The organism is Amycolatopsis sp. YIM 10, assembly GCF_009429145.1.
Lineage (GTDB): Bacteria > Actinomycetota > Actinomycetes > Mycobacteriales > Pseudonocardiaceae > Amycolatopsis.
The window spans coordinates 10,053,006-10,075,076 of sequence record NZ_CP045480.1; the positions used below are offsets into that span (position 1 = coordinate 10,053,006).

The 22,071-nt window shown below is 69.3% G+C and carries 22 protein-coding genes and 1 tRNA gene; 10 read left to right on the plus strand and 13 right to left on the minus strand.

Going from position 1 to position 22,071, the window contains the following annotated elements:
• Nucleotides 1–40: 40 nt before the first annotated feature.
• Together YIM_RS46845 and YIM_RS46850 are read right to left on the minus strand one after the other, a co-directional pair.
• Complete coding sequence (locus YIM_RS46845) at nucleotides 41–2,188, minus strand: esterase-like activity of phytase family protein (RefSeq protein ID WP_153036457.1); 2,148 nt, start codon at nucleotides 2,186–2,188, stop codon at nucleotides 41–43.
• Between the two features lie 39 nt (nucleotides 2,189–2,227).
• On the minus strand, nucleotides 2,228–2,719 hold the full coding sequence (locus YIM_RS46850) for an Lrp/AsnC family transcriptional regulator (RefSeq protein WP_228004444.1): 492 nt from the start codon (nucleotides 2,717–2,719) through the stop codon (nucleotides 2,228–2,230).
• Nucleotides 2,720–2,826: 107 nt separating this feature from the next.
• Here YIM_RS46850 and YIM_RS46855 point away from each other — a divergent pair, with 107 nt between their 5' ends.
• The 6 genes from YIM_RS46855 (at nucleotide 2,827) to YIM_RS46880 (ending at nucleotide 8,638) form a co-directional block, all read left to right on the plus strand.
• Complete coding sequence (locus tag YIM_RS46855; RefSeq protein ID WP_228004445.1) at nucleotides 2,827–3,996, plus strand: MFS transporter; 1,170 nt, start codon at nucleotides 2,827–2,829, stop codon at nucleotides 3,994–3,996.
• A 271-nt stretch (nucleotides 3,997–4,267) separates the two neighbouring features.
• On the plus strand, nucleotides 4,268–4,630 hold the full coding sequence (locus tag YIM_RS46860) for a DUF742 domain-containing protein (RefSeq protein ID WP_153036459.1): 363 nt from the start codon (nucleotides 4,268–4,270) through the stop codon (nucleotides 4,628–4,630).
• A gap of 20 nt (nucleotides 4,631–4,650) precedes the next feature.
• On the plus strand, nucleotides 4,651–5,634 hold the full coding sequence (locus YIM_RS46865) for a cation diffusion facilitator family transporter (RefSeq protein WP_153036460.1): 984 nt from the start codon (nucleotides 4,651–4,653) through the stop codon (nucleotides 5,632–5,634).
• Between the two features lie 49 nt (nucleotides 5,635–5,683).
• Nucleotides 5,684–6,289: a TetR/AcrR family transcriptional regulator gene (locus tag YIM_RS46870; RefSeq protein ID WP_153036461.1), complete on the plus strand. Its 606-nt coding sequence runs from the start codon at nucleotides 5,684–5,686 to the stop codon at nucleotides 6,287–6,289.
• A complete protein-coding gene (locus tag YIM_RS46875) occupies nucleotides 6,273–7,880 on the plus strand; it encodes an acyl-CoA dehydrogenase family protein (protein WP_153036462.1) in 1,608 nt (535 codons plus the stop codon). The genes YIM_RS46870 and YIM_RS46875 overlap by 17 nt, the downstream gene beginning before the upstream one ends.
• Nucleotides 7,877–8,638 (plus strand): crotonase/enoyl-CoA hydratase family protein, encoded by a 762-nt coding sequence (locus YIM_RS46880; protein WP_153036463.1) that lies wholly within the window; start codon nucleotides 7,877–7,879, stop codon nucleotides 8,636–8,638. The genes YIM_RS46875 and YIM_RS46880 overlap by 4 nt, the downstream gene beginning before the upstream one ends.
• On the opposite strand, the gene YIM_RS46885 is transcribed toward YIM_RS46880, so the two are convergent.
• The 4 genes from YIM_RS46885 to YIM_RS46900 all read right to left on the minus strand — a co-directional run bounded on the left by YIM_RS46885 (nucleotide 8,635) and on the right by YIM_RS46900 (nucleotide 13,340).
• On the minus strand, nucleotides 8,635–9,333 hold the full coding sequence (locus tag YIM_RS46885) for a CAP domain-containing protein (RefSeq protein ID WP_228004446.1): 699 nt from the start codon (nucleotides 9,331–9,333) through the stop codon (nucleotides 8,635–8,637). The genes YIM_RS46880 and YIM_RS46885 overlap by 4 nt on opposite strands.
• 58 nt (nucleotides 9,334–9,391) lie before the next feature.
• Entirely contained in the window at nucleotides 9,392–11,407 is a 2,016-nt protein-coding gene (locus YIM_RS46890; protein WP_194239981.1) for a DUF11 domain-containing protein, read from the minus strand.
• A 131-nt stretch (nucleotides 11,408–11,538) separates the two neighbouring features.
• Nucleotides 11,539–12,120 (minus strand): dCTP deaminase, encoded by a 582-nt coding sequence (dcd, locus tag YIM_RS46895; protein WP_153036465.1) that lies wholly within the window; start codon nucleotides 12,118–12,120, stop codon nucleotides 11,539–11,541.
• Nucleotides 12,121–12,140: 20 nt separating this feature from the next.
• Nucleotides 12,141–13,340, minus strand: a complete 1,200-nt coding sequence (locus YIM_RS46900) for an oxygenase MpaB family protein (protein WP_153036466.1) — start codon at nucleotides 13,338–13,340, stop codon at nucleotides 12,141–12,143.
• A 120-nt stretch (nucleotides 13,341–13,460) separates the two neighbouring features.
• Here YIM_RS46900 and YIM_RS46905 point away from each other — a divergent pair.
• Both YIM_RS46905 and YIM_RS46910 read left to right on the plus strand, forming a co-directional pair.
• Nucleotides 13,461–13,534: transfer RNA gene (locus tag YIM_RS46905), tRNA-Gly, on the plus strand.
• A 333-nt stretch (nucleotides 13,535–13,867) separates the two neighbouring features.
• Entirely contained in the window at nucleotides 13,868–14,818 is a 951-nt protein-coding gene (locus tag YIM_RS46910) for a hypothetical protein (protein ID WP_153036467.1), read from the plus strand.
• Nucleotides 14,819–14,824: 6 nt separating this feature from the next.
• Here YIM_RS46910 and YIM_RS46915 read toward each other — a convergent pair whose 3' ends face one another.
• The 6 genes from YIM_RS46915 to YIM_RS46940 form a co-directional block, all read right to left on the minus strand.
• Nucleotides 14,825–15,523, minus strand: coding sequence for a class I SAM-dependent methyltransferase (locus tag YIM_RS46915; protein ID WP_153036468.1), 699 nt, complete (start codon nucleotides 15,521–15,523; stop codon nucleotides 14,825–14,827).
• Between the two features lie 43 nt (nucleotides 15,524–15,566).
• Nucleotides 15,567–15,890 (minus strand): MmcQ/YjbR family DNA-binding protein, encoded by a 324-nt coding sequence (locus tag YIM_RS46920; RefSeq protein ID WP_153036469.1) that lies wholly within the window; start codon nucleotides 15,888–15,890, stop codon nucleotides 15,567–15,569.
• A 41-nt stretch (nucleotides 15,891–15,931) separates the two neighbouring features.
• Nucleotides 15,932–16,927: a hypothetical protein gene (locus YIM_RS46925; protein ID WP_153036470.1), complete on the minus strand. Its 996-nt coding sequence runs from the start codon at nucleotides 16,925–16,927 to the stop codon at nucleotides 15,932–15,934.
• On the minus strand, nucleotides 16,924–17,418 hold the full coding sequence (locus tag YIM_RS46930; RefSeq protein ID WP_153036471.1) for a SigE family RNA polymerase sigma factor: 495 nt from the start codon (nucleotides 17,416–17,418) through the stop codon (nucleotides 16,924–16,926). Before YIM_RS46930 ends, YIM_RS46925 begins: the two co-directional genes overlap by 4 nt.
• A gap of 62 nt (nucleotides 17,419–17,480) precedes the next feature.
• Nucleotides 17,481–19,184, minus strand: coding sequence for a bifunctional UDP-sugar hydrolase/5'-nucleotidase (locus tag YIM_RS46935; RefSeq protein WP_153036472.1), 1,704 nt, complete (start codon nucleotides 19,182–19,184; stop codon nucleotides 17,481–17,483).
• Nucleotides 19,185–19,248: 64 nt separating this feature from the next.
• Entirely contained in the window at nucleotides 19,249–20,034 is a 786-nt protein-coding gene (locus YIM_RS46940; RefSeq protein WP_153036473.1) for an alpha/beta fold hydrolase, read from the minus strand.
• 155 nt (nucleotides 20,035–20,189) lie between these two features.
• On the opposite strand from YIM_RS46940, the gene YIM_RS50205 reads away from it, so the two are divergent.
• A complete protein-coding gene (locus YIM_RS50205; RefSeq protein ID WP_194239982.1) occupies nucleotides 20,190–21,071 on the plus strand; it encodes a VanZ family protein in 882 nt (293 codons plus the stop codon).
• Here YIM_RS50205 and YIM_RS46950 read toward each other — a convergent pair.
• On the minus strand, nucleotides 21,059–21,433 hold the full coding sequence (locus YIM_RS46950; protein WP_153036474.1) for a VOC family protein: 375 nt from the start codon (nucleotides 21,431–21,433) through the stop codon (nucleotides 21,059–21,061). The genes YIM_RS50205 and YIM_RS46950 overlap by 13 nt on opposite strands.
• A 43-nt stretch (nucleotides 21,434–21,476) precedes the next feature.
• On the opposite strand from YIM_RS46950, the gene mug reads away from it, so the two are divergent.
• Entirely contained in the window at nucleotides 21,477–22,034 is a 558-nt protein-coding gene (mug, locus tag YIM_RS46955) for a G/U mismatch-specific DNA glycosylase (protein WP_228004447.1), read from the plus strand.
• The last annotated feature ends 37 nt before the right edge of the window (nucleotides 22,035–22,071 follow it).

The window sequence follows — 22,071 nt, forward strand, 5'->3', positions numbered from 1 at the left end:
GCCCGGCGGGATGTGACAGCACCGGATGTGACCTGGATCGCTACCGCCCCAGCCGGAGCAGAACCGACTCGCCGGGCGCGTCCTCCAGCCCGTCGTTGTCCACGGCGGCGAACAGCTCACCCCGGAACACCACCAGTCCCTCCGGCTTGTCCGCGACGACCCCGCCACCGGCTCGCAACGCGGGCAGCAGATCGCGGTACTCCTGCTTCGCCACCAGCGGCTTCTCCGCGCCGGCCGGTACCGGCACCAGGTTCGCGGTGTCCACTCTGTACACCCGCTTGACCTGGGCCTGCTCACCTCGCCGGTTGTCGCGTTCCAGTACCAGCAGCGAACCGTCGCCCGGCGCGGACAGCTCGGACAGCCCGACCCAGCCACCCGCGGGCGCGGGGTCCAGCGGATAGGCGGCGAACGCCCATGCCCCGGTCGACGGGGTGTAGCGCGCGAGCGTGGTCTGGCCGGGCAGGTTGTCCTTCCAGCCGCGCTGGACCGCCACCCACACGTGCTCACCGACCACCGCGACGCCCTCGAACCCGTTGCTCGTGGCGTTCGCGACGGGGTACGGGACCTCCTCCTGAACCCGTCCGCGATCGTCCGTTCGGACCAGCAGGTTCCGCTTCTCCTTGCCGTCGCCTTCGACCGCCAGCCAGTAGCCGCCCTTCGCCGCGGCGATGCCTTCGAGGTCGTAGGCCACCGGCTGCCCGTCCTTGGTCACCGTCTTTTCCCTGATCACCGTCGCGGGCGCGCGATCGACGTCGACGGTGAGGATCCGGCTCGGCGTGTACGCGTCGTCGGTCACCGCGGCCAGGTGGCGGCCGTCGGCGGAAAGTCCGGACAGCGCCCCGAAACCGATGCCGCGCGAAGTGATCGACGGCGCGCCTTCGTTGCGCTGCAAGGCGTCGGCCAGCGGTTCCGAGGTCAGCTGGTACCGGCTCAGCGAGGACCGCACGTTGTCCTCCGCCGAATCCTCCTCGGCCGAGACCACGAGCGCGTCGCGCGCGGGGATCGGCAGCAGGCCCTCGGGACCGACCCCGGTGGGCAGGCCCTGCACGAACTTCGGCTTGCGCGGGTTGTCGACGTTGTACACCGCGACGAGGTTCGCGCGTTCCATGCCGACGAAGGCGTAGCGGTGCTCGCCGTAGGTGGCGACAGCCAGCCCTTCCGGCTCCACGCCCTTGTTCTCGGCGCGTCCCTCCGGGTACTGGCCCTGGTTGATCGCCAGGTTCTCCAGGTCCGCGCCCGAACTGAACACGACCTGGCCGCTGCGCGCGTCGAACGCCGTCCAGGTCCGGCTTCCGCCCTGGTAGTCGCCCTCGTCCGCAGTGGCGAGCGTGGTGTCGTCGAGCCAGCCGACGGCGTCCGGTTCACGCGGCGCGGTCACCGAACCACGCGGCTCGATCCGGCCGTCCTCCACCACGTCCACACCGTCCACAGTGGCCACTCCGGCGGAGAAGTGCCTGAGCACGGATCCGCCGGCCAGGTCGGCCACCACCAGGTGGTTGTTCTCCTGCAGGGTCACCGCGACCTCGTTGCGGGAGTTGATCGAGACGTACTCCGGTTCGGGGTCCTCCGGCGCCACGGCGGCCAGTCCGGTCAGCTCGGTGCGCCGGACCGGCCACGCCGACGGCTCGCCGACGAGGTCCACCACCGCCAGGAAACCGGCGGGCGGCTGCGGCAGCGCGCCGTCGTTCACGTCCTCGTCACGCTCGTTCTCCACCGCGATCGCCGCATACCGGCCGTCGGGCGAGATGTCGATCGAGTCCGGCTGGCCGCCGAGTTCGTGCGTGGCGACCACCTGCCTGCTCGCCAGGTCGACCACCTGGAGCACACCCGACGGCGCGGTGAAGGACTCGGAGGTGTTCACCGCGACCAGTGCCAGCCCGTCGCGGATGTCCACCGAGGTCGGCTCGCCTGGCATCGGGAGCACGCCCCGGGGTACCAGGCCGTGGTCGTCGAGTTCGGCGAACCCGATCCGCTCGGCCGGTGAGTCGGTGTAGACAACCGTGCGGCCGTCCGGGGTGGCCGCCGCGATCTCGGCCGCGGTGTGCTCGGCCGCCGAGGAGTTCAGGTACACCGGGAGCGTGGACACGCGCTGGAACCGCTGCTCCCCACCGGGCGCGGCGGCCGCGGGAACGGCCACCGCGAGCGCGAATGTGACGGCGAGCACACCCGTTTGCTGAAGTCTGTTCACCGGAGCTTCATAGCCCGCCGGGGTGAACAGCAGGCCAACTCAGCGGCGCCAGCCCTCCGACTGTGACGCACGCAGGAAATCCTCGGCGGGCGGCTCGACCGGCCTGCCTTCGTACTGCGTGGACAGCACCACCGTCGACCGGATCTCACCGTGGTTGCCCAGCCGCTCCTGCACCCCTTCGAAGTGCTCCAGCGAAGCCGTGCGCACCTTGAGCATCGCGCAGCGGTCCCCGCTGACCTTGTGGATCTCGACCACTTCGGGATAGTCCTCGGCCTTGCTGGTCTTGAGCAGGCACTTGCCGAGCGTGCACCGCATCTCCACGAACGCGGTCAGCGGATACCCCGCGCGACCCGGCTCGACCTGCGCGCGGTACCCGCTGATCACCCCGGTCTGCTCCAGCCGCCGCACGCGCTCGGCCACCGCGGGCGGGGACAGGTTGATCCGGCGGCCCAGTTCCTTGAACGACAACCGGCCGTCCCCCTGCAGCTCGGCCAGGATGCGCCAGTCGAGTTCGTCCAGCGGTCTTTCCATGCGAAAGCTCACCCCCGCGCCGCACTTTACGCGCGACAGGCAACTGCCGGGGAACTCCGCTTTCCGGCCATTCGAATCACCGTTGTTTGTCCCTAACCTTGTTTCCCATGACAGTGCGGATGTCCCACCAGATCAGCCGGCGCCGGACGATGGCCGCCCTGTTCACCGGGGTGGCGTGCATGAACGTCGCGATGGCGGGCGCGAGCACGGCCGGCGTGCTGATCGCCACCGAATCGCCGGGCCCCGGCTGGAGCGGGGTACCGGCGGCGGCCGGGGTGCTGGGCACCGCGGCCGGTGCGCTCGGCTCGGCGCGACTGGTGGTCTCGCGCGGACGGCGGCGATCGCTGCTGACCACCTACGGCATCGGCTCACTCGGCGCACTGGTCGCCGCGGCGGGTGCGGTGACCGGACTGTTTCCCTTACTGCTGGCCGGTTTGCTGGTACTCGGCCTGGGAAACGGCGGCGCGCAGCTGTCCAGGTACGCGGCCGCCGACCTCTACGACGACGAGCACAAGGGCCGGGCGTTGTCCGCGATCGTCTGGGCGGGAACGGTCGGCGCGCTGGCCGGGCCACCGCTGATCGCCCCGGCCGCGGACACCGCGGATCTGCTCGGCCTGCCGGGACTGGCCGGACCGCTGCTGGTCGCCGCACTGGTGACCGCGGGAGCCGCGGTGGTCAGCGCCGCGCTGCCGCGGTCCATGCCGGACACCCCGCCGGAAACCCGCGCCCACACCGGATTCGCGACCGCGTTCGCGCAACGGTCCGTGCGCGGTCCGCTACTCGCCATGGTCGCCGCGCAGGTGGCGATGGTCGCGATGATGACCATGTCCGCCCCGCAACTGCACCAGCACGGGCACGGCCTCGACGTGGTCGGGTGGATTCTCACCGCGCACATGATCGGTATGTTCGCGCTCGCCCCGATCTCCGGCCGCATCGCGGACCGCTGGGGCGGCCGGGCCACCATCTTCGCCGGCATCGGCACGCTGGCCGTCGCGTCGGCCGCCTCGGTCGCGGCGCCCACTTCGCACACCACCGGCATCCCGTTGTCCCTGTTCCTGCTCGGTTACGGCTGGAACCTGGTCTTCGTCGGCGGCAGCAGCCTGCTGAGCAAGCAGCACCGCAAGCTGCAGGGCACTGTGGACGCGGTGGTGTGGTCGACCTCGGCACTGGCCGGGCTGGCCGCCGGACCGCTGTTCGCGCTCGGCGGTTACGTGCTCGTCGCGGTGGTCGCCGGGATCGCCGCGCTCATTCCGCTGGTCGTGCTCACCCGCCGCTGAAACGCGCGTGCATTAGCCGCGTGCATTGTCGCTAACGGACAACCGGACCTCGGAATTTTGCGGCGCGAAAGTTTCCAATGGATCAGTGCGGGTCGGTTTTCCCATTTGGCGGATAGACAAGGGCAGTAGCATGAAGTTTCCTCACTGCCAACGTCGCCGGTGAGGCTCATTTGTGCGAGCGGAGGGGCGGCGAATTGTGAACGATTCATCGGGCAGACGTGGCGGCCTGACGATTCCGCAGGAGCGGGTGCAGCCGTTTCGCCGTCCTCGGATGATCCCGGAGCCGGTCCCGGCGCAACGTTCGCTGGTGCGCCCGTACGTGCTGACCAAGGGCCGCACCAAGCCCAAGCGCCACCTGGCGGTGGAGACGATGATCTCCACCAGGGCCTGCGCGCAGTGGCGTGACGCACGTCTCGGTGCCGAGTACCACTCGGTCCGCGCGGTGTGCACCGAGCCGAAGTCGGTCGCCGAGGTGGCCGCCCGGCTGCGCGTGCCGCTGGGGGTGGCCAGGGTGCTGCTGGGGGACATGGCCGAACAGGGCCTGGTCTCGGTGCACGGCACGAGCACCACCCCGGGCATGCGGCCCGATCTGGACCTGATGGAGCGGGTGCTCACCGGCCTGCGGAGGCTCTGAACCGCGCTTACCATCGGCCGGTGGCAAGCGAAAACGGTGGTGAGAGCACGCTGACCGTGCTGCTGGCCGGTGGGGTGAACCTGGCGATCGCGGTGCTCAAGCTGATCGCCGGGCTGATCACCGGCTCGTCGGCGATGATGTCCGAGGCCGCGCACTCGGTGGCCGACACGATCACCGAGGTGCTGCTGCTCACCGCGTTGCGCCGGTCCGACCGGCCCGCCGACCGCGTGCACCCCTTCGGGTACGGCAAGGAGCGCTACTTCTGGGCCTTGCTGGCCGCGGTGTCCATTTTCGCCTCCGGTGCGATGTTCGCCTTCTACCAGGGCTTTTCCACCGTCTTCGGGGAACCCGCCGAGCAGGAGAGCCCGCTGGTCGCCTACGGCGTGCTCGCGGTGGCGTTCGCGCTCGAGTCCGTCTCGTGGTTGCAGGCGCTGCGGCAGGTCCGGCGCGAATCGGCGGAGGAGCACCGCTCGATCGCCGAGCACCTGCGGTTGCTCGACGACCCGGCGCCGAAGACCGTGCTGTTCGAGGACTCGGCCGCGTTGCTCGGCATCCTGCTCGCCTTCGCCGGCATCGGCCTGCACCACCTCACCGGCGCCGCGGTCTGGGACGGGCTCGCCTCGATCGCCATCGGCGCGCTGCTCGCGACGGTCGCCTACACCCTCGGCCGCACCAACCGCGGCCTGCTGATCGGGCGGCAGGCGGACCCGGTGCTGGTCCGCGGTGTCCGCGACCACCTCGCGCGAGCACCCGAAGTGGACGCATTGGTCGATTTGCAGACCATGCTGCTCGGCACCGACCAGGTGCTGGTCTGCGCGCGCCTCGATTTCGTCGACACGATCAACGCCGGCGAACTGGAGCAGGTCTGCGTGCGGCTGGCCACCGAGCTGTCCACCGAGTTCACCGACGTGACCGAGGTCTTCCTGGAGCCGGTGCCGCGGACCGACCCGGAACTGCGGTCGGCGGTGCTGGACCGGTACGGCGACTGGCGAGCGCCGGGCTGATCCCCTCGCGCCCCTTGCGCGAAGAAATGAATCAGCGTTCAATCTTTGCATGCCCTACCGCCGCACGCCCAAGGTCCAGGCCCGCCTGGACTCGCAGCGCGCCAGGATTCTCGGCACCGCGGTGGAACTGCTCGCCGAGCACGGGTACGCGGGCTGCTCGATGGCGGCCGTGGCGACCAGGGCCGGGGTGGCCACCGGCAGCGTGTACCGGCACTTCCCCGGCAAGGCCGAGCTGGTGGTCGAGGTCTTCCGCGAGGTGGTGACCCGCGAGGTCGCCGCGGTCGAGGCGGCCTCGGCCCGGCCGGGTGAGTCCGTCGAACGGATCGTCGCGGTGTTCGACACCTTCGCCACCCGCGCGCTCAAGGCACCGCGGCTGGCCTACGCCCTGCTCGCCGAACCGGTCGACGTGCCGATCGAGGCGGAGCGGCTGGTGTTCCGCCGAGCCTTCCGCGACGTGGTCTCCCACCGGATCGCCGAGGGCATCCGCGCCGGGGAGTTACCGGCTCAGGACGCCGACGTCACCGCGGCGGCCCTGGTCGGCGCGGCGGCGGAAGTCCTGATCGGACCACTCACTTCGGAGAGCGCCGAGGCGCTGCCCGCCCTGCGAACCTTCGTCCAGCGCGCACTAGGAGGACTCGATGCCCGCCACCCATGAGGTCACCAACCAGGTCCCGGTGCTCACCGGTTACGACGTGGCCGAGGACCCGGCGCTGCTGGCCGGCCTGCACCGCGAGGGCGGCGGCTGGGCCGAGCCGGAGCTGCGCGAACTCGGCGAGCTGGCCGGTGGTGAGCAGGCGCAGGAGTGGGGACGGCTGGCCAACGAGAACCCGCCGAAGCTGCGCACGCACGACCGCGTCGGCCACCGCGTGGACGAGGTCGAGTTCCACCCGCACTGGCACGACCTGATGAACGTGGCGGTGTCGCACGGGCTGCACGGGGCGGCGTGGCAGGACGACCGCCCCGGCGCGCACGTCGCGCGGGCGGCGAAGTTCTACACCTGGGGCCAGGTCGAAGCCGGGCACAGCTGCCCGATCTCGATGACCTACGCGGCTGTGCCCGCGCTGCGGCACAACCCGGAGCTGGCCGCGGTCTACGAACCGCTGCTCGCCGCCCGCGAATACGACTTCGGCCTGCGTGAACCGCGTGGCAAGCGCGGGCTGATCGCGGGCATGTCGATGACCGAGAAGCAGGGCGGCTCGGACGTCCGCGCGAACACCACGACCGCGCGGCCCCACGAGGACCACTACCTGCTCACCGGGCACAAGTGGTTCACCTCGGCGCCGATGTCGGACCTGTTCCTGACGCTGGCGCAGGCCCCCGGTGGCCTCTCCTGCTTCCTGCTGCCGCGGGTGCTGCCCGACGGCACGCGCAACCACATCCACCTGCAGCGGTTGAAGGACAAGCTGGGCAACAGGTCCAACGCCTCCGCGGAGATCGAGTACGACAACGCGGTCGGCTGGCTGGTCGGCGAGGAGGGCCGCGGCGTGCAGACCATCATCGAGATGGTCAACATGACGCGACTGGACTGCGTGCTGGGCAGCGCGTCCGGCCTGCGTTACGGCGTGGTGCGCGCGGTGCAGCACGCCGCACACCGCGACGTCTTCGGCAAGCGGCTGGTGGAGCAGCCGCTGATGACCAACGTGCTGGCCGACCTGGCGCTGGAGGCGGAAGCGGCGACGACCGTCGCGATGCGACTGGCCGGGGCGACCGACCGCCCGGCGGAGGCGGCGTTCCGGCGGCTCGGGCTCGCGGTGACGAAGTACTGGGTGTGCAAACGAGCGCCGATGCACGCGGCCGAAGCACTGGAATGCCTCGGCGGCAACGGCTACATCGAGGAATCGGGAATGCCGCGGTTGTTCCGCGAATCGCCGTTGATGTCCATTTGGGAGGGTTCCGGAAACGTCGCCGCACTGGACGCGCTGCGTGCGATGGCGAAGCAGCCGGATTCCGTGGAGGCCTTTTTCACCGAGGTCGAACTGGGCGCCGGCGCGGATTCCCGATTGGACGACGCGATCGCCGCGGTGCGCAAGGAACTCAGCGATTACGAGCAGATCGAATACCGCGCGCGGCGCATTGTCGAATCGCTCGCGCTGGTGCTGCAAGGCTCGCTGCTGGTGCGCCACGCGCCGCAAGCCGTCGCGGACGCCTTCTGCGCGTCCAGGTTCGGCGGTGACTGGGGCGTCGCGTTCGGCACGCTGCCGCCGGGGTCCGATGTGGACGCGATCATCGAGCGGGCCCGCGTATGAACTCCGTTCGCATCGAGTCGACCGGCCCGGTCACCACGATCATCCTGTCCAGGCCGGAGAAGCGGAACGCGGTCGACGGCCCGACCGCCGCCGCGCTGGCCGACGCGTTCCGCGCCTTCGAGGCCGATCCCGACGCGCACGTGGCCGTGCTGTGGGGTGAGGGCGGCACGTTCTGCGCCGGGGCGGATCTGAAGGCCATCGGCACGCCCGAAGGCAACCAGGTCACCGAATCCGGCGACGGGCCGATGGGCCCGACCCGGATGCGCCTGAGCAAGCCGGTGGTCGCCGCGGTCGCCGGGCACGCCGTGGCCGGTGGTCTGGAGCTGGCGATCTGGTGCGATCTGCGGGTGGCCGAGGAGGACGCGGTGTTCGGCGTCTACTGCCGCCGGTGGGGTGTGCCGCTGATCGACGGCGGCACGGTCCGGCTGCCGCGGCTGATCGGCACCAGCAACGCGATGGACCTGATCCTGACCGGCCGCGGCGTTCCCGCCGACGAGGCGCTGCGGATGGGCTTGGTCAACCGGGTCGTCCCCAGTGGACAGTCACGGGCGGAGGCGGAGCGGCTGGCCGCGCAGATCGCCGCCTTCCCGCAGACCTGCCTGCGCGAGGACCGGATGTCGGCGCTGGAGCAGGAAGGCCTCTCCGAGACCGACGCCATGGCCAACGAACTCCGGCACGGCTACGTCTCACTGTCCTCGGACGCGCTGGACGGTGCCCAGCGCTTCAGCGCCGGCGCGGGTCGGCACGGCGAGTTCTAGTAGCCGAAGTTCTGCGTCCAGTACCAGCCGTCGGTGGTCACGCCGACGCCGAGCTTGGTGAGTTCGCAGTTGAGGATGTTCCGCCGGTGCCCCTCGGAGTTCATCCACATCTTCATCGTCTGCTCGGCGGTGGTGGAGCCCTTCGCGATGTTCTCCGCGCCCGGCTTCGGGTAACCCGCCTTCTTGATGCGCTGGTCGAAGGTGACGCCTTCGGGCGTGGTGTGCGAGAAGTAGTTCCGTGCCGACATGTCGTCACTGTGCGCCTGCGCGGACTTCACCAGCCGATCGTCCACGCCCACGTCACCGCAGCCCGCCTTCGCGCGCTCCTGGTTCACCAGCGCGACCACCTGTGCGCCCTTCGAACCGTCGACCGGCTTCGCCTTGGGGGTCTCCTTCGGCTTCTCCGACGACGTGGGTGCGCTCGACTCGGTGCTGCTGCTCGGCGGCGCCTCGCTGCTGCTGGGCGGAGCGGTCGACGACGAAGGCGGCGTGGTCGTGGTGGCCGGCGCGCTCGTCGTGGTCTGCTGCGCGGCCCGGAAGGCGCTCAGGTCGTCGGCGACCCGCTGCTCACCGGCCGCCACGTCGGCCTGGGCGCGCTGATCCAGCGTCAGGTATCCACCGGCAGCCAGCGCACCACCCAGCAGCACACCAAGCACTACGGAAAGTGACTTCTTGCGGGAGTTCACGGCGGGCACGAGCCGGGAAATTACCACCAAAGCATGATCATGTAACCCCTACGAAAGCAGAGGGTGTTTAGTTCACGTGGTTTCGGCCACGCCGCGAAACCAGCACCAGTCCGGCGCCCGCGAGCAGCAGGCCCAGGCCGCCGAGCAGGGTCGGCAGCGCGTCGACCCCGGTCGAGGCCAGCGACTTCGCCGCGGTCTGCTTCGGCGTGCCGTTGCCGCCCGGCTGGCCGGCCTGGTTGGCCGCACCCCCGCCGACCTGCACCACCGCGGTGTCGGAGTCGGTCAGCTCGACCGCCTTGCCGTCGGTGTCCGGGGTCGCCTTCGCGTTCGCCGTGTTGCTCAGCTCGCCGCTCTTCGGCGCCGGGGTGGTGCACGTCCAGGTGCGGACCTCACCGGCGTCGAGCCGCTCGAACGAGCGGTCGCAGGCAGCCAGCGTGGGATCGGTCACCGCCACCGGGGCGAGCGCGGTGTTGCCGGTGTTCTTCGCGGTCAGCGTGAAGGTGACGGTGGCGCCGGGCGCGGACTTCTCGGCACCGGCGTCCTTGGTCAGCTCCAGGCCGGGCTTGGCCGAGCGGAGCATCAGCTCGTCGGTCGAGAGGAGGCCCTTGCCGAGCGGGTCGTTGCCGGTGACCTTGACGAAGTAGACGACGTCCTGGTCGGCCATGGTGAACTCGCAGGGCACCTCGTGCCGCGCGCCCGGCTCCAGCGTGCCGATGGTCGCGGCGCAGCCGGTCAGCGGATCCTCGACGGCGACGTCGGTCAGCACCGCGTCACCGCTGTTGGTCACCTCGACGACCAGTGCGGCCTGCTGGCCGGGGTTCACCGGCTTCGCGGGACCGACCAGCTTCGCGGTGATGCCCGGTCCGAGCACGTCGACCCTGGTGTCCTCGGTTTGCTCCAGCTTGCCGCCGAGCGGATCGATCGCGGTGGCGGTGGCCGTGCTGGTCACGTCCTGGTCGGCTTCGAAGGTGCAGGTCCGCTTCTCGGTCGCTTCGGGCGCCAGGGACTCGATGGTGAAGCCGCAGGACGGGTCGCGATCGTCGGTCACCTTGATGTCGGTCAGCGGCACGTCACCGGTGTTGGTCACCGCCAGGTCGACGGTCACCTCGCCACCCGGGTACAGCTGCTCGGGCGTGGCGTTGTGGGTGAGCTGGAACGCCGGGTGGATCACATCGATCTGCGCGGTCGCCTCGCTGGTCAGCGGCTTGTTGTCGGTGGCGACGGTGCTCGCGACGGTCTTGACCTCGGTGTCGTCCTTGGCCGTCATCGCGCACGGATAGCTCTCGGAGGTGCCGGCCAGCAGCAGGTTGATCGTGCGCGCGCACTCGGGCGCCTGCGTGTCGGTGACCTTGATGTTCTCCAGGTCCTCGTCGCCGGTGTTGGCGACCTCCACCTTGAACAGCACGGAGTCGCCCTCGCGGTACGGGCCGCCGAGCGCCTGCTTCGACAGGGACAGCCCGGGGTTGATCACCTTGAGCTGCTGCTCCGCCGAGGCCGGCACCAGCCGGGATGTGCCGTCGGTGCCGTTGGCGCGAATCGTTTTGTCGATGCTCTCGGTGGCTTCGACCTTGCAGTCGTACTTCTGCTCGGCGCCCGCGTCGAGCTTCGAGATCTTCGTGCCGCATTTCGGGTCGGCGACGTTGATGTCCCGCAGCGGTGAATCACCGGTGTTCTTGACCGTGACGGAGAAAGTGGCGGTCTCGCCCTTGCGGGCCATTTCCGGGCCACTGATCTTCAGGTCCAGTTTCGGGTGGATGACGTCCACCGCCGCGTTGGCCGTCGCCTCCACGCGACGCCCGGCCGGTGGGCGCGCGGTCACCGTCGCGACGTTGGTGAAGTCCTTCGCGGGCGCGGCGGCGAAGCAGCCGTAACCCCAGACACCGCCCGGTTCCAGCGGTTCGACGCGGCTCTGCCCGCATTCGGGCGTGCTCGGGTCCGCCACCGTGACGCGCGCGAGCGGCACGTCGCCGGTGTTGCGCACGGTGAGCTGGAAGGTGACCTGGTCGCCGGTGCGGAACGGCCCGCCGACGACCTGCTTGGTCAGCTCGATACCCGGTTGGTCCGCGGCCGTCGCGGGGGTCACCGCGAACACCGCCGGACCGCCGAGTGCCAACACCAACGCGACGCCTAGCCCGGCCTTGCGCACGAAACCCCCATCGGAGCCAGTGGATACTGCCGACTATTCGCCGGAATGGGGGAACTCGTTACACAAGATCAGCGTTTGGTGTCGATTCGGTGAAAGTTCTGGTATGCGCGGCTCGGCGTGGGACCGCGCTGCCCCTGGTACCGCGAACCGGCCTGCGCCGATCCGTACGGGTGCTCGGCCGGGCTGTGCAACATGAACAGGCACATCTGGCCGATCTTCATGCCCGGCCACAGGGTGATCGGCAGATTGGCCACATTGGACAGTTCGAGGGTGATGTGGCCGGAGAAACCGGGGTCGATGAAACCGGCGGTGGAATGGGTGAGCAGGCCGAGCCTGCCGAGCGAGGACTTGCCCTCGAGCCGGCCGGCCAGGTCGTCGGGCAGCGTGAAGCTTTCGTAGGTGGAGCCGAGCACGAACTCGCCGGGGTGCAGCACGAACGGCTCGTCGCCCTCCTTCTCCACCATGGAGGTCAGCTCGTCCTGCTGGAGGCGCGGGTCGATGTGGGTGTACTTGGTGTTGTTGAAGACCCGGAAGAAGCGGTCGAGCCGGACGTCGATGCTGGACGGTTGCAGCATCGCCGGGTCGAACGGGTCGACGCCGAGCCGTCCGGATTCGACGTCTTTGCGGAGGTCTCGGTCACTGAGCAGCACGGGCCCAGGTTAGCCGCCGGTCACGCGGCGCCGGACATGTGCTGGGCGTAGGTGGCGTCGATCTCGAACAGTTTCGCGAGGTGGGCGACGTAGGCGCGGCGCTCGACCCGGCCGATGCGCTCCTGCAGCGCGGTGAGCCCGGGCACCGAGCGGCGCACGGTCTCGGCCGCGAAGACGGCCCCGGCCGCGGCGACCACCGCGCCCTGGGCGATCCGGTCGTCGGGCAGTTCGAGGAAGTCGGCGTTGGCCTTGCCCAGCACCAGCCTGCTGATCGACGAGTGCACGCGGACCGAGACGTGCGAGAGCACCTTGCCGACCGCGCCACGGCCGCGGCCCACGTCCGCGTGTGATTTGAGCAGGGCCTTGGCGAGGCGCTTGGAGTCGTCGTCGGGGATGAACTCGGTGACGGCGAGCAGCCAGAGCAGGCGCCAGGCGTCGCGCTCGCCGGCGGGGAGCAGTTCCTCGTCGACGCCCATCAGCCAGCCGGCGTAGCGCCAGAGGTGCAGGATGTCGGCGCGTTCGCGGGCGGTGTAGCGGATGCCGAGCAGTTGGGTGCCGAACACGAAGACCAGGGAGAAGAGCAGGAGCGTGCCGGTGGTCTGCACCTGGTTGACCGGGCGGTCCCAGTTGGCGTAGTCCCAGTCGGGCCGCCGGTTCATCGCGGCGCGGACGTGCGCGTGCACGAGCCGCACCCGGATGGCGGCGGCGTACCCCTCGGCGCCCGGCCTGAGCGCGCCGGGATTGGTCACTTCGATCCACCAAGTCGCCGTCTCGACCAGTCGCTTTGTCGCCCGGTGCTCGATGGCGCCGGTGCCGACCAGCGATTTGGTGGCGCGGGAGGCGAGGTAGCCGCCCATCAGCGCCATGTCGCCGAGCGGGAAGAGCCCGAGCAACCCGGTGCGCACGATCGCGCGCGCTCCGCGTTCGATGCGCGCGTGGTCGACCCAGAACGGCGTGGCCTCGACGGTGCGGAAGAACCTGGTCAACGCCTCGGGCGGGTCGTCGATGCTCTCGATGCCGTGCTTGAGGGCCTGCTCGAAGAGGTGCCGTTTGTCCGGGTGTTCGCGCATCATCGCCACCACGTCGTCCGCGGCCGGATCCTCGGCCTGTGCGAACTCCCGCAGGCGGCGGATCTGGCGCTCGTCACCCCGGATGTCACCGTCGGCGAACCGGGCGGCCAGCCGGAACCCGCCCTGGCGGAACAACACCGGATCGTCCACGGACCTCACCACCTTCAGACAACAAGTGTTGTCACTTGCCGGGGGCCGCGTCAAGGCGGTAAGTTTCGGGGAGGCCGGAGCGGACCACGGATCAGCACCGTGTATGCTCGGTCGAGTACTGCGGATGTAGTTCAATGGTAGAACATCAGCTTCCCAAGCTGAATACGCGGGTTCGATTCCCGTCATCCGCTCCACAGGCATTAAGCCCTGGTTCGCACTATTACGCGAACCAGGGCTTATGTCTTTCAGGCCCTTGCCACACCATGTCGCAGCCAGTCAGGCAGATGGGCGCGCCCAACTGCCCTGACCCGAGCGGCCGTTCGAGGAACGAGCGATCGACACCGCCGCCACAGAACGTCAACCACGCCGCCGACCCCGCCTCGAACGCCGCCCCTCGACGCCATGTGAGTTATCCAGCACGCCAACGAGTTCACTCTGAAGCGAACCGCTGGATCGGCGGTAGTGCAGAGAATAATGCGGTTGCCACTGTTGGACTGTGCGATTTGTCGACTTTCGGGGAGGTAGTTTTGCGCACAGTTCATTATCCCAGCTGCGAGAAGGCAACCAGCGAAACGTGCAGGTGTGGCTGGTGCGCGGGCACCAGACACGGGTGGCAGGACGCGGTCGAAATCGCGAGAGACCCCAGCTCTCAACGATATGAGGACCTCCGAAAATCCACCGAAAAGAACTGGGGAGAAATTTTTCGAAAGCAGCTGGAAACATCTCGAAAGCTGACCGTAAGACCACTCAAGCGCGCTGCCGGCAAGCTGCTCAAGGTCGACTTGATAGGTTGGCTTCGCCGATCAGCCAAAGCCTCCGCCGACGACGCGAAGACGACTCCGCCCACCGGTGAAAGCGAGACACGGGAGAACAAGCCCGAGGACGACCAACACCGCGAATCCGCCAGTCCACCGGACGGACAGTCGGACCTGCTCGACCAGATCGATTCGCTGGCCAAGGTGATGTTCAACGGCGTCGGGCCGGACAAGAAAAGGCCCGGCCCGACCACCGGCATCATCAGCAAGATCGAGCGCGACCTGGGCCGGGAGTTGCCCAAAGCCACCCGGCAGGCTATGGCGGATCACTTCTGGTGCGACATCCTCGCCCACCTGGCCCATGATCTGAACCAAGCGTTGACCGCGATCGACAAGATCCCAGCACATGTCACAGAACTGGTCATCAAGGCACGCGCGAACGAGAACCGCGCCCCGATCGAAGAAGTGATCGTCGGCCTCGCTGTCAAACACGTGTGGAACTATTTGCAGACGCTGACTCTGTTCGGGCTGGTCGCCAAGGGCAAGGCCACGATCGTGGCCCTCAGAGTCCTCGCCATCCTCATGTGCAAACAACCCGACCGGCACAAGGCAGTAGTCCAATACTGCGTAGATCCCTTGGGTAAGCACCTTAAGGAGGAGACCAAGGAACGGCTCAAGACTACGCTGCAGGACTGGCTGCCGTCCTTCCCAGCAACTCCATGAGCCGTACTATTTCTCCTTGTGGAAGACGTAGGCGGCCGACACCGGGTGGTTGCGGTACTTGGCCCACTTCGGCTTCAGCGAGATCCACCGGTCGTCCACGACGGCTTCTCGGAGTTCGGCCAGGCGCCAGCCGGCCGACAAAGCGGCGGTGACGTGGTCGCTGATCAGGTGCACCGTCGTCGAGATGGCGATGGATTCGCCGTCGGCAGTCGTGAAGTGCGTTGGCATGCCTGAAGCCATGATGAAGTGCGGGTGCAGGCCCACCAAGGCGAACAAACCGCCGGGAGTGGCGAGTCGGAAGGCCTCTCGGTACAGCGGCGCCAGGTCCGTCAGGTGTTCGTCGATCAGGGAAGCGATTAGCAGGTCGTAGGTCTCGTCCGGCAGGGCTGTGTCGGTGACATCGCCTTCCAGCAGCGTGTCGTGGGCGCCTCGTGCACGAGCGGCAGCCAGCATTTCCGGGGTCAGGTCCACGCCGTCGATCGACGTCACGCCGTGGCGGCGCAGCCAGGCGCCGGTACGACCGGTGCCGCAACCCAGGTCCAGCGCCCTGGTCGTACGGGACCACTGGGGCACGGTCAGGTCATCCAGCACCGCGATGTCCATCTCGTCCTGGACGGTGTCCTCGTACGTGGTGACCCACTGGCCATAACCCGTGCGCACGTCGACCGTGCGGTATCCCCGCGAATCGAAGCTGTCGAACTCCATGCGGCCGAGTATGACGATCACCCCGCCCGCCCCAAACCGAATATCAGCGCAACCGCGCCGGGGCCTTGAGCCGCCACGCATCCGAGATCAGCTCGGCCAGCTGGTCCGGCGCGACCTTCGCCAGGTCCACCAGGATCGCGCCGTAACCGTCGTAGTGCGGCGTCGTGTAGAACGCCGGATCGCCCGAGGCCAGCAGGGCCTCTTTCTCACTCAGCTCGCACATCAGCACCAGGCCGCCTTCCGCCTCGGTTCGCAGCCGCGCGAACGACTTGCCCGCCACCTTCAGCGACGGCGTCCGGTACGAAGTGGACTCTTCGACTTCCGGTAGCCGTTTCGCCAGTGCGACGGCGTCTTCCCAGGTAGGCATGCTTCCATTGTCACCGGCGCGGCTTGGAAAAACGGGAACCGCTAACGCGTGCCCACCCAGGAGAAGTCGACCTTCGAGTTCAGCACCACCTCCTCGGCGATCGGGATCAGCGCCGACTCCCAGCCCGGACCCTGGACCCCGTACCTGGCCGGCGGCGTGCGCAGCACCAGCCACCGCGCCTCCCCGATCGGCACGCTCAAAGCCGCGCCGGTCTCCGGCTGGAACGGGACGAACGTGCCGCGCACCCCGCGCACCATCACCTCGTACCCACCGCTGAGATCGGCCGGGGCCGGGGCGATCGTGGCATCCAGCTCCCGCCAGTTCCCCGCGTAACCGAAGTCGCTCACCGTGGTCACCGCGGTCGACGGCGCGCTGCCCTCGACCGTGACGTGCACCCGGTCCGACGGCAGCCCGAGTTCGAACTGGGGAGTGAGCACGTCCGCGGATTCCGTGGCCGACTCGGCCATCCGCAGCGCGATGGCCCTGGCGTCGGGCACCGAGGTGAACAGCAGGCCCAGCCGGACGTCCGGCTTCGGCAGCCAGTCCAGCACGAGCCGCTCGGGGTCGTTGGTCTGCTCGAAAGCGCCTGGCTGGCCGAGCACGCTGACCTGGTCCGCCGCGGGGGCGTTCAGGATGTCCTCGGTCCACATCTGTCTCGGCTCCACCTGGCGGGGCGTCTGCACAAAAAGCGAAATCATCGAGTCACCCGAGGCCCACGTGCGGATCTGGATGTAACCGGAAGAGGAAGTCCGGCCGGTTTCGACGTACCCGTCCGGCAACCAGCCGACGTCGTACCGCATCGGCAGCCCGGCCAGCTCCCGTTCGGCGAAGCCGACCGGCGGCGGCTCCGGCTGCGACGGTGCCAGCAGGGCCGTCGCGCCCAGTGCGAGCACCGCCACCAGCGCCGCGACCAGGCTCACCACCAGCGACTTCCGCGAGGACCGCCGCTGACCGGCCAGTGCGTGCAGCACCGGACTGGGGTGCGGGCTGCGCTCGGCCTGCTTGGTCAGCGCGGCCTTGATCAGCTCCTCGGTCATGTCCGCTCCGTCTCCAGCTCGATGGTCCGCAGGGTGGTGAGCGCCCGCGAGATGTGGCTGCGCACGGTGCCTTCCCGGCAGCCGAGCAGTTCCGCGATCTCCGCGTCGGAGCAGTCCTCGTAGTACCGCAGGACCACCGCCGCCCGCTGTCTCGCGGGCAGCGCGGCGATCCCGGCCAACATCGCGTCCCGGTCGTCGTAGTCGCCGGCCGGATCGTCGCTGCGGCCCAGTGCCTCCAGGTCCGCGGGCGAAAGCGACACGTCGGTCCTGGCCCGGCGGCGGCGCCACGACAGGTACTCGTTGGTGACCATCCGCTTCACGTACGCGGCCGGTTGTCCCGTCGCGGCGATCCGCGGCCAGCGCTGCTGGGCCCGCAGCAACGACTCCTGCACGACGTCCTGCGCGAGGTACGGATCGCAGGTGAGCACGGTCGCGTAGCGCAGCAACGGCTCAAGGCGCTGCGCGACGAACTCGTCGAAGGTCGGCCCCACCCCTCTACAACGCACCGGCCCCCCGTTCTGTTGAACGAGGGGCCGGTGGAATTCGGGTGAACCTACGGCTTGACGGTGATGCGGTCCGCCGGCGGCGGAGCCACCCCGGGGTGCGCGCCGAAGTAGGCGATCAGCGCGTCGAGGTCGACCGGGCCACCGGCCAGGTCGGTGCCCTTGGTGAACTCGGTGAAGCCGTCCCCGCCGGCGGCGAGGAAGTTGTTCACCGACACCCGGTAGGTGCCCGCCGGGTCGACCGGCTGACCGTCGATGGTCAGGTCGGAGACCTTCGACCCCGGCGCCGCCGAGGCGGAGTACGCGTACTTCAGCGTCGACGAGATCTGCAGGATCCGCGGCGAGGCCTGCTGCCACTGCTGCTCCAGCACGGCCTTCAGGTTCTCGCCGGTCATCGTGATGGTCTGCATGATGTTCGCGAACGGCTGCACGGTGAACGCCTCGCCGTAGGTCACCACACCGTCGCCCTCACCGGCGGGCGAGGACGCGTGCACCAGGTCGGCGCGCACGCCGCCCGGGTTGGTGATGGCGATCTGCGCGCCGTTCGACTTGGTGGCTTCGAGCTGGGCGTCGGCGATCACGCTGCCGAGCGGCATCTCACCGGACGGCGCCGCCGCGCGCAGCAGGTCGCCGGAGATGGTGCCGACCTGCTTGTTCGCGATCGGGGCCGCCTTGACCTTGGCCTCGTCGATCAGCTTCTGCGTGCCCGCGTCCGGGGTGCCGGTGCGGGTGACGATCTCGTTGTGCGCGGTGGACTGCTCGCGCACCACGTCGCGGCTGCGGCGGTCCACCTTGAGGTCCACCACGGACAGCAGACGGCCGAACGAGGCGCCCTGGATCATCGTGCGCGGCTTGCCCGACGGGTCGTTGACCGTGCAGTTGTACTGCTGGTGGCTGTGCCCGGTGAAGATCACGTCGACCTGGGGCGTGACGTTCTCGGCGATCTTGGTGGCCGGGCCGGGCAGCGTCTTGCAGTCGTCCGGGCCACCGCCCTCGGTGTTGTCGCCCTGGTGCAGCAACACCACCTGCGCCTTGATGCCGAGCCGGTCGAGCAGCGCGGCGGTGCGGTTGATCGCCTCGACCTCGTCGCCGAACTTCAGGCCCTTGATCGCCTCGGGCGTGACCACCGTCGGCAGGTCCTTCAGCGTGGCGCCGATGACACCGATCGGCACGCCGCCGGAGAACTCCACGCTGAACGGCAGCAGTGCCGGGATGCCGTTGTCGAAGGTGACGTTGGCGCCGAGGAACGGGAACTTCGCGCCGGTGAACTTGTCGCGGAACTGGCAGCCGTCGTCCGGGTGGCAACCGCCGAACTGCATGCGCTGCAGTTCCTGGTAGCCCTCGTCGAATTCGTGGTTGCCGACCACCGACGCCTTCACGCCGATCGAATTGAGGAACTCGATCGTCGGCTCGTCGTGGAACAACGCGGAGATCACCGGTGAGGCACCGACGCTGTCCCCGGCGGAGAGCACCACCGAGTTCTTCACCTCGCCGCGCAACCGCTTCACGTGCGACGCCAGGTGGGCCGCGCCACCAGCGTCCACAGTGGACCCGTTCGGCAGGGTGACCCGGCCGGACGAACCCGACGGCGGCTCGAGATTGCCGTGCAGGTCGTTGAAGGTGATCAGGCGGACGTCGGTGGTGGCGGCGGGCGCGGCGGACGCGGGTGCACCCGCCGCGACCAGGCCGAGCGAAGCCAGCACGGCCACCCCGAGGGCGCCTGCTCGCCCGCGCAGGCGGGTAGACAAGGTCATTTCTCCTCCGTTTCGGGCGGGAGTCTGCCGAAACGGCGGAAGATCCACCAGGGGAGAAAGGCGGCTAGTGGGTAAATTCGCTGCCGGACAACAATACGTGCGCGACCAGTTCCGGATCGTCACTCATCGGCACGTGCCCGCAACCCGGCAACCGCAGCAGTTCTGCCCCTGGCGCGATGCGGCGCAACTCGGCGACGCGCGGCGGGAAGACGATGCGGTCGTATTGCCCCCACGCGATGGTCACCGGGACATCGGCCACTCGGCCGTCGAACCGGATGTCCCGGCCCGCCGCGATCGCGGGCGCGAAGCCGGGCGCGCTGGCGAAGGCCCGCATGTCGTCCAGCACCACCTCGGCGGCCAGCCGCGCGGGTTTGGCGACGATCAGCCCGACCATGGCGCGCCGCCCGGCCGGACTGGCCGCGAGCCGGCGCGCGATCCCGGCTGGCATGCGCTGCGCCGCGCGGCGATGCGCACGCAGGACGCGCAACGCGTGCAGTTGCTGGCGTCGCGTCCACAAACCGGCGGGGGAGAGCGCGGTGACGCTGCGGACCAGGCCGCGCTGCCCGAGGCCGAGCGCGAACAGCCCGCCCATCGAGTTGCCCGCCACGTGCGGCCGGTCGAGGCCCTGCTCGGCGAAGAACTCCGCCATCGCCTCGATCCCGTTCTCCAGCGTGAACGGCTTGTCCGACATCGGCGACTCGCCGAACCCCGGCACGTCCACGGAGATCACTTCGCGGTGCGGCGCGAGCAGCGGCACCACCGGTGCCCACGCCTGGCGCCGGTGCCCGACCCCGTGGATCAGCACCAGCGGTTCCCCGGACCCCGTCCGGTCGAAGGCCACCTTGCCCATTACCCGACGGTAACACCTGGAACTTACCGGCGGTAGGTTCCACTGCCCCGGCCACCCGGCCGGTGGCCGCCTCGGCCATCTGGCCGACCACCCGGCCGAGCCGGCGGCTTTTCGACTGAAGCGGCCGGGACCTGCGAATTCCTAACGTTCTCGATATGACGCACGCACAGGCCACCGCCCTCCAGTACGGACTGCTCGCCTTCCTCGCGGTGTGGGGAACGCTGGTCATCCCGCAGGCGATCGTGCAGCACGCACGGCACGGGAGAATCCGGCCGAAGGGGCTGCTGGCCAGTGCGGTGTTCACCCTGTACGCGTGCCTCGGCCTGGCCGTGGTGCTGCTGCCGCTGCCCGGCCCGGACACCCAGCGGCTCAGCCAGACGGTGCAGCTGGTCCCGTTCCAGTGGGTCGCCGACATCGGCACCGAGATGGCCAAGCACGGTATGGCCGGCTGGCAGGCGCTGACCACGCTGACCTTCCAGCAGCTCGCGATGAACGTGCTGCTGCTGGTCCCGCTGGGCGTGGTGGCCGGGCTGGCGTGGAAGCGGGGTTTCGCGCGGACCGCGGCGATCGGCTTCGGCGTCTCGCTGGCCATCGAACTCACGCAGGTGACCGCGAACTTCGGCACCGCGCCGTTCGTCTACCGCATCTTCGACGTGGACGACCTGCTGTCGAACACCACCGGGGCGGCGCTGGGCTGGGTGCTCGCCGCGCTCTACCTCACCCTGCGGGCGGGGTCGGCCGAGACCTCAACGGTCGAACTGCCGCTGCCGCACCGTGGCGGCCAGGCGCGCGGGCGCGAGTGGATCGACTTCGCCGAGCCGCGCCAGCCGAGCCCGGCGCTGGGCCGCGTGGCGGCGAGCCGCACGCCTGTCCTCGCGCAGCACCAGGAACGCGGCGGCCGCGAACACCGCCAGTACCAGGGCCACAACCAGAACAAGCTCCACCACGCCACCTCCACACGCCGCTGTGCGTCAGATCACACAGCGTACGCATTTCGTGGTGATTTGGCCAACAACCCGAATTATCAGTGGTCCTGACGCGGTAACACGCAAAATTCGTTGCCTTCCGGATCGGCCAGCACGATCCACGGATCCTCGGGCGCCTCGTCGAGCAGCGAGGCGCCCAGTCCGATGAGCCGCTCGACCTCCTCGCGCTGGTCCCGCTCCACCGGGCCGAGGTCGAGGTGCAACCGGTTCTTCACCACCTTCCCCTCCGGCACCGGCTGGAACAGCACGCGCAGCCCGTCCGCCTCGGCCGGATCGCCGATGGTCAGGTACTCGAGCCCGTGCGAGTCGGTCCAGCGTTCGATCTCCCGGTAGTCCAGTGCGGCGCACCAGAACTCGGCGAGGCGGCCGGAGTCGTGGCAGTCGACGGTCAGAGCCAGAACTTTGGTGGACATCACACCAACGTATCCAGGTGGTCCGCTGTGCACACTTGTCGGCGTGCGACCGACCCGCGAACAACTGGCAGCGGCCCACGGCGGCGAGATCGATGACGTGCTCGCCCCCGGGCTCAAGGTGCTCTTCTGCGGGATCAATCCCGGCCTCTACTCGGGCGCGGTCGGCCTGCACTTCGCCAGGCCCGGCAACCGGTTCTGGCCGGCGCTGCACGCGAGCGGGTTCACCCCGCGCCAGTTCCGGCCCGACGAGCAGCGTGAACTGCTCGACCTCGGGCTCGGCATCACCAACCTGGCCTCGCGCACCACGGCCAGGGCCGACGAGCTGGGCCGGGACGAACTCCACCAGGGCGCGCTGGTGCTCACCGAGAAGCTCGCGCGCTACCGCCCGCGCTGGCTGGCGGTGGTCGGCATCACCGCGTTCCGCACCGCCTTCCGCCGTCCGAAAGCGACGGTCGGGCGGCAGACCGAAACCATCGCGGAAACGAAGGTCTGGGTGTTACCCAACCCGAGCGGTTTGAACGCACACTGGACGCCCGCCGCGCTCGGCGAGGAGTTCCGGCTACTCCGCGTGGCGAGCGAGGAGGAAGACCACCCTCAGTAGACCGGGGGCCGCGATCCCGGCGCCGAGCTTGCGCCGT